Origin of the sequence: Vibrio sp. LB10LO1 (assembly GCF_010092875.1) — a bacterium.
GTDB lineage: Bacteria > Pseudomonadota > Gammaproteobacteria > Enterobacterales > Vibrionaceae > Vibrio > Vibrio campbellii.
In genome coordinates, this window is the sequence record NZ_JAADJW010000013.1 from 136,936 (window position 1) to 148,126 (window position 11,191).

Annotated in this window: 12 protein-coding genes; 8 read left to right on the forward strand and 4 right to left on the reverse strand. The window is 46.5% G+C overall.

What is annotated here, in order from left to right:
* Nucleotides 1-15: 15 nt before the first annotated feature.
* Nucleotides 16-1,227, reverse strand: coding sequence for a thiolase family protein (locus GXP65_RS11970; RefSeq protein ID WP_162092907.1), 1,212 nt, complete (start codon nt 1,225-1,227; stop codon nt 16-18).
* Between the two features lie 301 nt (nt 1,228-1,528).
* Here GXP65_RS11970 and GXP65_RS11975 point away from each other — a divergent pair, with 301 nt between their 5' ends.
* From GXP65_RS11975 to GXP65_RS11995, 5 genes are all read left to right on the forward strand, one after another.
* Nucleotides 1,529-1,912 carry a MerR family DNA-binding transcriptional regulator gene (locus tag GXP65_RS11975; protein ID WP_005431432.1) on the forward strand — a complete coding sequence of 128 codons (384 nt, stop codon included), beginning with the start codon at nt 1,529-1,531 and terminating at the stop codon, nt 1,910-1,912.
* Nucleotides 1,913-2,028: 116 nt separating this feature from the next.
* Entirely contained in the window at nt 2,029-3,198 is a 1,170-nt protein-coding gene (locus tag GXP65_RS11980; RefSeq protein WP_010451511.1) for an isovaleryl-CoA dehydrogenase, read from the forward strand.
* 21 nt (nt 3,199-3,219) lie between these two features.
* Nucleotides 3,220-4,824, forward strand: coding sequence for a carboxyl transferase domain-containing protein (locus GXP65_RS11985; protein WP_162092908.1), 1,605 nt, complete (start codon nt 3,220-3,222; stop codon nt 4,822-4,824).
* Nucleotides 4,825-4,873: 49 nt separating this feature from the next.
* Nucleotides 4,874-5,719: an enoyl-CoA hydratase-related protein gene (locus tag GXP65_RS11990; protein WP_162092909.1), complete on the forward strand. Its 846-nt coding sequence runs from the start codon at nt 4,874-4,876 to the stop codon at nt 5,717-5,719.
* Complete coding sequence (locus GXP65_RS11995) at nt 5,716-6,612, forward strand: hydroxymethylglutaryl-CoA lyase (protein ID WP_162092910.1); 897 nt, start codon at nt 5,716-5,718, stop codon at nt 6,610-6,612. The genes GXP65_RS11990 and GXP65_RS11995 overlap by 4 nt, the downstream gene beginning before the upstream one ends.
* Before the next feature lie 97 nt (nt 6,613-6,709).
* Here GXP65_RS11995 and GXP65_RS12000 read toward each other — a convergent pair whose 3' ends face one another.
* Nucleotides 6,710-7,327: a porin family protein gene (locus GXP65_RS12000; RefSeq protein WP_077263213.1), complete on the reverse strand. Its 618-nt coding sequence runs from the start codon at nt 7,325-7,327 to the stop codon at nt 6,710-6,712.
* 303 nt (nt 7,328-7,630) lie between these two features.
* Between GXP65_RS12000 and GXP65_RS12005 the strand changes: the two genes are divergently transcribed.
* Nucleotides 7,631-8,458: a winged helix-turn-helix domain-containing protein gene (locus GXP65_RS12005; protein ID WP_162092911.1), complete on the forward strand. Its 828-nt coding sequence runs from the start codon at nt 7,631-7,633 to the stop codon at nt 8,456-8,458.
* Entirely contained in the window at nt 8,446-8,925 is a 480-nt protein-coding gene (locus GXP65_RS12010; protein WP_162092912.1) for a hypothetical protein, read from the forward strand. Before GXP65_RS12005 ends, GXP65_RS12010 begins: the two co-directional genes overlap by 13 nt.
* A gap of 195 nt (nt 8,926-9,120) precedes the next feature.
* Here the strand turns inward: GXP65_RS12010 and GXP65_RS12015 are convergent, their stop codons facing one another.
* Nucleotides 9,121-9,420 (reverse strand): hypothetical protein, encoded by a 300-nt coding sequence (locus tag GXP65_RS12015; RefSeq protein WP_005532302.1) that lies wholly within the window; start codon nt 9,418-9,420, stop codon nt 9,121-9,123.
* 351 nt (nt 9,421-9,771) lie between these two features.
* The gene (locus tag GXP65_RS12020; protein ID WP_038892580.1) at nt 9,772-10,650 is read right to left on the reverse strand and encodes a DMT family transporter; all 879 of its coding nucleotides are present in this window, start codon (nt 10,648-10,650) and stop codon (nt 9,772-9,774) included.
* 343 nt (nt 10,651-10,993) lie between these two features.
* Between GXP65_RS12020 and GXP65_RS25055 the strand changes: the two genes are divergently transcribed.
* Complete coding sequence (locus GXP65_RS25055; protein ID WP_162860260.1) at nt 10,994-11,149, forward strand: hypothetical protein; 156 nt, start codon at nt 10,994-10,996, stop codon at nt 11,147-11,149.
* Nucleotides 11,150-11,191: the final 42 nt, after the last annotated feature.

Sequence of the window (11,191 nt, forward strand, 5' to 3'; positions counted from 1 at the left end):
ATTCGATAATTGGAATTAAAGCGGTATCTCGATACCAATAGCAGTGGCTTCACCACCACCGATACACAGTGATGCAATACCTCGCATCACTTTTTTATTGTTGTTGTCGCCATCTACACCAAGCGATTGCAGTTGGCGTAGGCTATGAATGAGGGTTACTAAAATACGAGCTCCGCTTGCGCCAATTGGATGCCCAAGCGCACACGCACCGCCTTTGATGTTTACTTTGTCTTTATCGATACCCAATTGGCGTACCGCGATTTGCGTAACAACAGCGAAAGCTTCGTTGATCTCCCAAAGATCTACCTCGTCTACTGACCAGTCGAGTTGAGATAACAATTGCTCTATTGCAAAGACAGGGGCGAGGGTAAATTCAGCAGGCTTTCTGGCATGGGTTGAGTGCCCTTTGATGATTGCTAATGGCGTTAAGCCTTGATGCTGTGCGACTTGAGAATCCATCAATACTAACGCTGCAGCCCCGTCAGAAATCGCACTAGAGTTTGCTGCGGTCACCGAGCCGTTCTTATCAAAAGCAGGTTTGAGTTGAGGAATTTTGTCGAGCTTAATCGAGCGAGGATGCTCGTCGTAAACCAAAATTGAAGTGTTATGACGTGTCGTGATTTCTATCGGCGAGATTTCATCGTCAAACAGACGCTGCTCTTGCGCTTCCAATGCTCTTGTCGCGGATAGGATCGCCCATTCATCCATTTGCTCACGGGTAAACTCAGAACGGTCAGCCGTTTGCTGCGCATAGACTCCCATCAAATGCCCTTCATACGCATCTTGAAGACCGTCGAGGAACATGTGGTCGTAGGTAGATTGATGACCCATTCGCATGCCGTTGCGTGCTTCTTTGAGCAGATACGGTGCGTTGGTCATGCTTTCCATCCCACCAGCAATAGCACTTCGAATACTACCCGCTTTGATGAGATCGTGAGCCAGCATGACGCTCTTCATTCCCGAGCCACATACTTTGTTGATGGTGGTACAGCCTGTGGTTAGCGAAAGATCTGCACCTAGCGCTGCTTGTCTGGCTGGAGCTTGCCCGCACCCCGCGGGTAATACGCAGCCCATATAGACTTCATCGACTTGGCTAATCCCGCTCGCATCCATTGCCGCTTTGATGGCAAATGCCCCTAATTCAGGCGCTGAATATCCTTGTAATTGACCTTGAAAACGCCCAATTGGCGTTCGCTTTGCACTGACAATCCAGATGTCGTTTCCCATGATTTCGTCCCTTTTGACGATAACTCACAGTTCAACAACTCATCCTTCACACCTGCTACCACGGAGCGTTCACACGAAGTGTGTTGTCACTCCAGCCTCTCATAAAGCAATGAATTTTCGCACTGTGATTCCTTGACGTTTACGTAAGCATAGCACTAACATTTACGTAAACGTAAAGAAACACATTAATAACAACATAATTTTTTCTCCTGTTTTGTGCGAAGACCGATACTAGGCCTTTCAGATAAAAGCATGACGGGATTTTAAGAAGCCAAAACTTTTACTCAGAGGGACAAGCCGAGTGGATAAATACAAGATTAGTGACCTCGCCAAGGAGTTCGACATTACCACCCGAAGCATTCGTTTTTACGAAGATGTCGGGCTGATAGAGCCAGAACGAAAAGGCAATATTCGCGTATATCAACGCAGAGATAAGATTCGCCTCAAGCTGATTTTACGTGGCAAGCGATTGGGCTTTTCACTTGCAGAAATTCGAGAATTGTTCGAGCTGTACGATACCCAGCAAAGCGATGGGCAACTGCTCAAAATGTTGACCATCATTGATGAAAAACAAGCACACTTACAGCAACAACTTGACGACATTAGCGTCGTGATGAACGAGCTAGAAACCGCCAAAGAGCGATGTAAACAAGCGCTGAGCAACAATAAAACCAACAGCCAATAGCTCTAAATTAGTGAGCAATAAAAACAAACAAGAATAACCATAATTTCCAAGCCCAAGCAGTGTAACTCGAACCTTATCCGTACTAACAACCGCAGTACTCGCAACAGGGAAATGTTATGAAAAGCAGCTACACCCCACTCAACTTTGGGCTTGGTGAAACCATCGATATGCTCCGAGACCACGTCAACGCGTTTGCCACCGAGCATATCGCCCCTATCGCCTCAGATATCGACCGCGACAACCAATTCCCCAATCATCTGTGGTCCAAGTTTGGTGAAATGGGTTTGCTCGGCGTGACCGTCGACGAAGAGTTCGGTGGTGCAGGTATGGGCTACCTTGCTCATGTTGTTGCGATGGAAGAGATCAGCCGAGCTTCGGCGTCTGTCGCGCTCAGTTACGGCGCACATTCCAACCTTTGTGTTAACCAAATCTTTCGCAATGGCTCCCCTGCTCAACGAGAAAAATACTTACCTAAACTCATCGATGGTTCTCACGTTGGCGCACTAGCCATGAGTGAGCCGAACTCAGGTTCTGACGTGGTTAGCATGCAGCTTCGTGCAGAAGATAAAGGCGACCACTTTTTAATGAACGGCAACAAAATGTGGATCACCAACGGGCCCGATGCCGACACCTTAGTGGTCTACGCGAAAACCGATCCCAATGGCGGATCTCGTGGTATCACCGCTTTCATTATTGAGCGAGAGTTTGAAGGCTTTAGCCATGCACAGAAGCTCGACAAACTTGGTATGCGCGGCTCCAACACCTGTGAATTAGTCTTCCAAGATTGTGTTGTGCCTAAAGAAAATGTGTTGGGTGAATTAAACCGTGGTGTTGAAGTGTTAATGAGTGGCTTAGATTACGAACGCGTGGTACTCGCCGCCGGCCCGCTTGGCATCATGCAAGCCTGCATGGACGAAGTGGTTCCGTATGTGCATGACCGCAAACAGTTCGGCAAATCCATTGGTGAGTTCCAACTGGTACAAGGAAAGCTTGCTGACATGTATTCACGCATGAACGCTGCCAAAGCTTACGTTTATACCGTCGCTGCCGCGTGCGACCGAGGTGAATGCACACGTAAAGATGCCGCTGGCGTAATCCTTTACAGCGCCGAACTCGCCACGCAAATGTCCCTCGATGCTATTCAGCTGTTGGGCGGTAATGGCTACATCAACGAATACGCGACCGGACGCTTGCTACGCGACGCCAAACTGTATGAGATTGGCGCTGGCACCTCTGAAATTCGCCGCATGTTAATTGGACGAGAGCTGTTCGAAGAGTCTCGCTAAACCACCGACAAGGAAGTCACAATGGCAATCATTAAAAGTAAAACCAAGCCAACCGACGAGCTGTTCTTGTCGAACAAAGCGGTCATGACCGAGTTGGTGAACAACCTCAATGCCAATATCAAAGCCATCAAACAGGGTGGCGGGCAGAAAGCTATCGACCGCCAACGCCTGAAAGGAAAGCTGCCCGTCCGTGAGCGCATCATGCATCTTTTGGATGAAGGCAGCGAGTTTCTTGAAGTCGGACAATTTGCCGCTTGGAACGTCTACGAAGAGTCAATTCCATGCGCAGGTGTGGTTGCTGGGATTGGCACCATTGAAGGCATTCAATGCATGGTGATCGCCAACGACCCCTCAGTGAAAGGCGGCACCTATTACCCACTCACGGTTAAAAAGCATCTACGCGCGCAAGAGATCGCACAACGTTGCCAACTGCCTTGCGTCTATCTGGTAGATTCTGGGGGGGCGAACCTCCCTCACCAAGCAGAAGTGTTTGCTGACAAAGAGCACTTCGGACGCATCTTCTTCAATCAAGCCAGAATGTCGGCACAGGGCATTCCTCAAGTTGCAGTGGTGATGGGGCTTTGTACCGCTGGTGGCGCTTATGTACCAGCCATGTCGGACGTTTCCATTATGGTCAAAGAGCAAGGCACCATCTTCTTGGCAGGTCCACCGCTAGTGAAAGCCGCAACCGGAGAGATCGTAACGGATGAAGAGCTTGGCGGTGCCGATGTGCACTGTCGCAAGTCTGGCGTTGCCGATTACTATGCAGAAAATGACCAGCACGCATTACAGCTGGCGCGCGAAGCCATCTCAAATACCAATCAATCACTCCCCTTCCAAAGCGACAAAACCGTCTTGCCACCGCGTTACGACGCCGAAGAGATTTACGGCATCGTCAATGCAAATCTTCGCTTGTCTTTTGATGTTCGAGAGATCATCGCTCGCGTGGTCGACGACTCAGACTTCGATGAATTCAAGGCACTTTATGGCAAGACTTTAGTGTGCGGTTTCGCTCGAATCCACGGCAATTTGATTGGCATTGTGGCAAACAACGGCATCTTGTTTTCAGAGTCCTCACAGAAAGGCGCGCACTTTATTGAGCTGTGTGCCAAACGCAAAATTCCCCTACTCTTTTTGCAAAACATCACTGGTTTTATGGTCGGCAAAAAGCTTGAAGCGGAAGGCATTGCCAAACACGGCGCGAAACTGGTGATGGCAGTCGCCTGTGCGGACGTACCCAAGTTCACCGTGATTATTGGCGGCTCTTACGGCGCAGGCAACTACGGCATGTGCGGTCGCGCTTATGACCCAACCATGATGTGGATGTGGCCGAACGCACGAATCTCGGTAATGGGCGGAGAACAAGCCGCGGGCGTGCTCACTCAAGTACGGCGAGAAGTGAAAAAGCGCCAAGGTGAAGACTGGCCAGAACCAGAAGAAAGTGCATTCCGAGATTCTATCGTAGACTTGTATGAGTCTCAGGGGCATCCCTACTACGCCAGCGCACGTTTGTGGGATGACGGCATCATCGACCCGAAAGAAACGCGTCAGGTGTTAGCTCAAGCGTTAAGAGCATCGCTCAATGCTCCAATTCCTGACAGCAACTTTGGCATATTCAGAATGTAGCAATGTAGCAATGTAGCAATGTAGAAACGTAGAGAAGAAAGGACGTCACATGCAGGATCATCAACCAAGTATCATCCCCAATACGAAGCGACAAGATGAAGTACTTTGGAACGTCGATGAATTCGGCGTAGCAACGCTTACGCTCAATCGCACAGAGAAGCACAATGCGTTTGATGCCTGCATGATTGATCTGCTGATCCACAGGCTCGACTACCTCGCTCTGCGCACCGATGTTCGATGCCTAGTGCTTCGGGGAAACGGCAAGCACTTCTCCTCTGGCGCGGATTTAAATTGGATGAACTCCATGGCAAACAGCACCAGAAAGCAAAACCTTGAAGACGCACAGAATCTCGCACGTCTGATGCATACACTGGACGCTTTCCCTCAGCCTACCATTGCGGTTGTGCAAGGCTCCGCTTTTGGTGGCGCATTGGGCTTAATCTGTTGTTGTGATATTGCCGTCGCGGCGGAGAATGCGAAGTTCTGCTTGAGTGAAGTCAAGCTAGGGCTGGTTCCAGCAACTATCTCTCCTTATGTCATGCGCGCTATGGGCAACCGTCAAGCTCGTCGTTACATACTCAGTGCCGAAGTGATTAACGCCGCCAAAGCAGAAAAGTTTGGCCTTGTGCATAAGGTTCATAAGCTGGATAAAATCGAAGCCGTGGTAGAAAGCTTGATTGATTCTTTGCTGCTCAATAGCCCAGATGCAATGCGAAAAGCCAAAGCGTTATGCCATCAATGCCACCAAAATCCGATTGATGGTCAGCTTATCCAATACACGAGCCAGCTTATCGCCGACATTCGCGTATCGCCGCAAGGACAAGATGGCTTGCAAGCCTTTCTGGAGAAACGAGAACCGGGTTGGATAAACAAGCCAGCTAAGGGCAAGAAATGAATTTGCCAAACAAGGTAAACATTGTCGAAGTGGGTGCGAGAGACGGTCTGCAAAATGAATCACCAGTGTCCACGCTAGCCAAGATCCGCTTAATCGACCTGCTCTCGGATACAGGGCTCACCCATATTGAGGCAGGCTCTTTTGTGTCGCCTACATGGGTACCTCAAATGGCAGATTCACTCGATGTGATGAAGAGAATCACCCGCCGCCACAACGTCATCTACTCAGCGTTAACGCCTAATGTGCAAGGCTTTGAGAAAGCGCTAGAAGCTGGAGCTACCCACGTTGCTATCTTCACCTCCTCATCGGAGGGCTTTTGCCGACACAACATTAATTGCTCGATTGCGGATAGTCTTACCCGCTTTGAACCAGTGATTGAATTGGCTGCAAAACATGGTATTCCGGTTCGTGGTTACCTATCTTGCGTTGTTGATTGCCCCTATGATGGATCAACCAAACCGGAACAAGTCGCCAGAATTGCCAATCTTTTGCAAGAGCTGGGCTGCTATGAGGTTTCGCTTGGAGACACCATAGGTACAGGCACGCCGATACGCATCGCTAAAATGTTAGAAGCCGTACAAGTGAAAGTCCCAACCGATAAGCTCGCTGTGCATTTTCACGATACGTGGGGACAAGCGTTAGCAAATATCTACCAAGCCTTAACAATGGGTGTCCATACCGTCGATAGTAGTGTGGCTGGACTTGGGGGCTGTCCTTACGCTCATGGCGCATCGGGCAACGTCGCCACCGAAGACGTGCTCTACCTTTGCCAAGGTTTAGGAATCGAGACAGGAGTAGATTTGGAGTTGCTCGCCAAAGCCGGATGGATGATCAGTGAAGAGTTAAACCGTCAGCCGACATCGAAGGTATCGATGGCATTAAAGCAACGTTAATCATAAAACAAAAAGTTCGTTGTAAAACAAAAAGCTGCCTTGCTTAACAAGGCAGCTTTGTCATTTTTAAGTACGATGAGTTTTAAACAAAAAGGCGTTAAAACTTGTAAGTAGAACCAACGTACCAAGAACCAACCGACTGGTCGTAATCTTTAAATGCAGTTTCTAGCGTGTAATGGTCAACTTCATATCCTGCACGGAATGCAAGACCACCTAGCATTACCGGCGCATACTCCAAGCCAACACCTAAACGAACCGTGCCGCCACTCTCGCTTTCCTTAAAGTTGTTGCCCGTGATATTTTCTTTTACTTCGTAGCTGATTGAACCCAAACCAAGCGTTGCAAATGGGCGCAAGCCATTGTCGAACGTGTAGCCTACATTTGCGGCTACGGTAAACGTATCGTGGCTTAGCTTTAAAGCCGAAACATTTTGCACCTTAACATCAGTATCCGCATACTTAGTGTATTGTGCTTCAATAGCAACAATGCGGTTGATTTGATAACCAGCAATCAACTTGTATGCAGAGCCATCCGAATCTGAAGTTAGAGGAACGCTTGCCCCTGAGTGTCGAGCGATTGCGTGGCTTACATCATTCATGTAGCCTGCGTCATCAAAATCGGTATTACCGATGCCCGCACCAAGATAAAAGCCACTCATATCGTTAGCAGATGCAAAACTAGAAACCAGTGCAGTAAGAAGAAAAACCTTTTTCATTTTGAATTATCTTTGCCGTGTTGTTTGAGTCGGCACACTCTAAAATCTCACCCCTTAAATAACTAAACAGAAATCAAATTGTTTTCACATTTATATTTATGCCCTTACTTAAAGCAAGGCTTAAAAAGCCATGAAAAATATCAAAGCCCTGATTTTTAATGATTTATTTTCATTTAAACTGCCAACTTGATTTATAAATTAATCTCGGTAGACTGTGCCGCTTTCAAAATAAATTTAGGTTCCCATAACTTTTTAATCTCACCTAACGAGATAGAAGTTGCCTTCTAAAAAGCCAATTTAGCAATGAAATCGATCCAGTTTTCGAACTTAACTTTAGAATGTGCAACAAGGACGTTACGTAATCAAAACGGAAATAAAGTCGTTCTCAGGCCTCTTCCTTATGAGGTTCTTTTACTGCTCCTGCAAAAAAATGAACCTGTATCCCGAGAGGAACTTTTCAAGACCTGCTGGGAAGGGTTGGTCGTGACCGATCAAGCATTAACCAACGTGGTTTCTGGCCTACGTCGTAACCTGCTTTCTTTAAAAGCCCAAAACGCTGAAATCAAAACCATCAGTAAAGTCGGTTATTTTATTCAGGCCGAATCCATTAAGGCCATCACGCAACCAGTACCTCAAATTGAAGAAACTGGCTCAGAAACTGTCTGCGATAATCAGAGCGATGAAGTAAGCCTCACCCATCCAATGCGACAGAAAACCAGTACTATCCTTCTAGCTGCGGTTTATGTTGTTGGCACCGTTGTAGCTTTGCTCACCCTTCTAAACTTAAAACCACTTTTCGAGAAGCCAAGCTATATAAAAAAAGACAACTATAAACACCTTGTCGTTGGACAAACCAACATCTATTTACATGACGCCACTCCAGGGTTTATTTCGGCCGACAATTTAAAACTGCTACTGAATAAATTACCCCAATCGCAATGTAATGCAGATGTGTACATACGCCTTTTCCCTTCGATCTATGAAGCAAATATGGTCGCTTTGACTATTTGGTTGCAAAAAACGGATGGGAATAAAAACCATATGTATCGCCACTTTAATGTTCAGAGAGAACAATTGGGCGAATATATTGCCGACTCATACTCTAGCAAGGAGGCGATATGCGCATTTTAGCGGTGGTGTTTGCAGCGATTACAACTGCCTTTGCAATTTATTGCTGGCAATTTGAAACTTACGATTTTAGTGGCACCCGATGGCGTTGTTCAGAAACAAAAGCGGGATTTACTTCAGCAGCGTATCGACAATATCAAAGCATCGAAGAGTATACGACCATCTACTTTCCTTCCAATACCAGTGTGATTTACTACCAGTCAGGCATGCTCAATCATAAGTCGGGATTGAAAGAACCTTACGAACTTGTGCTCACAGCGAAAAATGAAGTCAATGGACAGCGAATCCAGCAAAAGTTTAACAGTGTCGATTGGAACCTGACACCAACCGAGTCTCCCTTATTTACCAGGGATAAGGACAGCTTGGTCGGTTTTGAGTCTGATTTAAATTACTTTATCCAAGATGAGCGTCTCTTCTTCTTTAACACAAACGAAAGCGAAGATGTGAACATTGCCTGCCACAAGGTTTAGGAATCGATGCAAGGTTGCATTTGGAGGAGCTAGGCAAATCGGATGGATGTACAGTAAGAGTTAAATCAGCTAGCCAACCACGAAAGGCACGCTTCTCTAAGGTGATAATGGCGACTTAATCAAAGCGCAGGCAGAAGCTCTTAATTGGACACTTATTCAAGCCCGAAAAGCAGACTTCTGCCCAAGTGAGATGCATCAATAATGGCCACCAATATTGATGATCTTAATGCTGTTTGATGACGGGTAGATAAAGGTTACTCGGTCCGTTTGATTCAAGCGTATCGAATAAATTGGATAGGTTTCAAACTTCTTCCCTTTCAACTGCTCATAATGGGAATCCCCCACAGCAGATGCCGCGTCTTTCGGCGAGTAGTTTTGATCAACGATCAATCTGCGCCAATCATGGTATTTCCGCATGCTACTCGGACTCACAGAAACGTGCTTACTTTTGTCGAAACGTGTTCTTTGATCACTGTCGTCAAATTCATAACTCATCGCATGAACTCCCTAAATATTCGTTTTTAATAATCATAGGTTTAGCGATCGCACCAGGTGCAACCTGCCATTTTAGGCAAATCGACCCTAACGCAATCGTACCTTGATGCATAATGACGAAATATACGGCGAATCTGACGAGTCGAAATGACGAATACACGATACCTATCGGAAAAGAGAGTGTTTTTTAAGCAATGTGAATTTCAAAATAGGTAAGTTGCAAGTTTGAGCACGTAATTCACGTTCTACTTCTGTGAACAACTTCGCATTCATACCTATAAATTAACCGACAGAGACTAGAAAGGCAGAGCCAACGATAGTTATTTAGCTGGCTCTACAAAGTGAGTTGAACTAAGCACGTTTTGGAAAACGGAGTTTACCGCCAGTTCGGTAGATCACCAATGAAAACAAGATAAGTGCACAACCAACCAACTTATTAGCAGTCAAAACCTCACCGTACCAAAGCACACTGAGTATCACAGTCCACACGGGTTCGAGAATCATAATCAGCGCTGCGTTGCCCGCTTGAACAAACTTCTGTCCCATGGTTTGCATCACATAGCGTAAGCTCGTTGCCAAAAGCGTACTAAGAGCAAACCAAATCCAGATAGAAGTCGACACTTCTTCAGGCACCGTTTCCACTAAAGATGAAATTAGTAAACCTATCAAACCCGTGATAAACAGCTGAATACACGTTAGCAACAATACCGGCAATTTCTGCGAGTACTTACTGTTGACGTTGAAGTGCAAAGCGAGCATCAAAGCTGCACCCAAAAACCAAAGTTGACTGGTAGATTGTTGCCAGCCACCAGCCAAAGACAAACACCCTAAGCCAAGAATTGCGATAGGCAGCGAGATCCAGAAAATTCGTTGCGGTCTTTGACGGAACATTACCCAAGCAACGATTGGCACAAACAGCATCGAAAGACTCATGATGAATGCGCCTTCGCCCAGCGTGTCACTGATAGAAATCGCGTATATCCAGCACATTAATGCGCCACCTAAAAGCACGCCAACTCCCGCAGCCGCAAAGATATCTTTCTTATTAGCAGCACGAAGCGGCTTAATGCATAAAGGCAGTAAGCATAGAGAAGCGATGGTAAATCGCAGACCGATGAATCCGAATGGTGGTAGACCTTGAATGGTTTCTTTAGAGAAAATCCACCCTAGAGCCGCGATCATCGTAGTTGCGACGAGCACGAATGCAGCTTTGCGTTCTGAGTTAAGCATAATTACTCACAAAAAATACCCGACGACGGAATCTTCAGGGTTTATATATCATTGATTTTAATGCGTGATAGCTGGTTGTATTTTTATCGCAAATGCTGGACTAAATGTGTACTAAAACTGGGGAGTGCTAACGTTTGCGAAACGCTCACAGTATACATTGTGACTTAGCTCTCATCGAGGAAATTACTGTGAAACTCTGTCATTATTTCATGACGTGATGCAGCCAAAACACCCGCCGAACTCTTAGGCAAAAACTCAAACAAAGTAAGGAATAACCTCAATCTAAATTGAGAGCAAAATGCTACAATAACAACGAAGTAAAACAGACGTCAGGAGGTGCTTTATGAGACATTCAACCGTACTCTTTTTCATTCTGATAGCCCTACTTATCATCGCGCCAATCGCACTGGGCTCCCTGTTTAATCTTGTTACTTCCCTACGCTTAAGTTACCTCGAGACCGACCCAATTTCTGTCACGCACGTCTATGTAGTGGTTTAATGATCCCGGACACCAAGTTAGGTGGTAAAGTCTCCACCATAA